Genomic DNA, 941 nt, shown 5'->3' on the forward strand with positions numbered 1-941 from the left:
CACCGAACGTCGCATCAATCGCAACAACGTCCTGAACAGGCAGAACGCGGCACTCTCACTCTCGAACCCGCGATAACGACGGGCACCGGCAAGACGCACCTGGCGATCGGGATCGCGATCCGGGCCTGCCAGGCCGGTCACCGGGTCCTGTTCGCCACAGCCAGTCAATGGGTCGATCGACTCGCTGCAGCCCACCACGCAGGCACGCTGCAAACCGAACTAGCCCGGCTGGCCCGCTACCCCCTGCTGGTCGTCGACGAAGTCGGCTACATCCCCTTCGAACCAGAAGCGGCCAACCTGTTCTTCCAACTGGTGTCCTCCCGCTACGAACGGGCCAGCCTGATCGTCACGTCCAACAAACCATTCGGCCGCTGGGGTGAAGTCTTCGGCGACGACGTCGTCGCCGCCGCCATGATCGACCGCCTCGTCCACCACGCCGAAGTCATCTCACTCAAAGGAGACAGCTACCGCATCAAAGACCGGGACCTCGGCCGCGTCCCAACCGTCACCGCCGAGGAACAATGACCCCAGCTGGTCAAAATTCACTTGCCGACAACTGATCAAAATTCAGCTGCCGTTGACAGGCGCAAACGTCCCTCGCGTGTGTCGAACTCCAAGTCCACAACACCCGCTACAACCGGCCCTGCCGACAACGCCGATGTCAGCACAAATAAACGTTAAGCCCGATGCCCCAGATGCAGTGAGAAAGACACGCGGATACCTCAGATTCAATGAGAATGCCCCAAAATCCGTGAGAACGGACACTTGCAGTGTGATAACTCGGGCACGGTGCGGCCACGAACGTATGGCCTGTGGAGGCGTTTCGCGCCTTCGGGATCCATAGCGCATACGCTCGTAACGCGCCTAGGTGTACCGAGTCATGACGTTGGTGTCAGTCGGCTGATCGGTGGGAGGCCGCCGAGTGCGCTGTGGCGTCGTTG

At 61.0% G+C, this 941-nt stretch carries 1 protein-coding gene; it reads left to right on the plus strand.

From position 1 onward, the window contains the following. Positions 1 to 525, plus strand: a 525-nt coding sequence (locus tag CQY20_RS33935; RefSeq protein ID WP_234816549.1) for an ATP-binding protein, incomplete at its 5' end; no start/stop codon positions are given. Positions 526 to 941: the final 416 nt, after the last annotated feature.

Source organism: Mycolicibacterium agri, from assembly GCF_002553505.1.
Lineage (GTDB): Bacteria > Actinomycetota > Actinomycetes > Mycobacteriales > Mycobacteriaceae > Mycobacterium > Mycobacterium agri.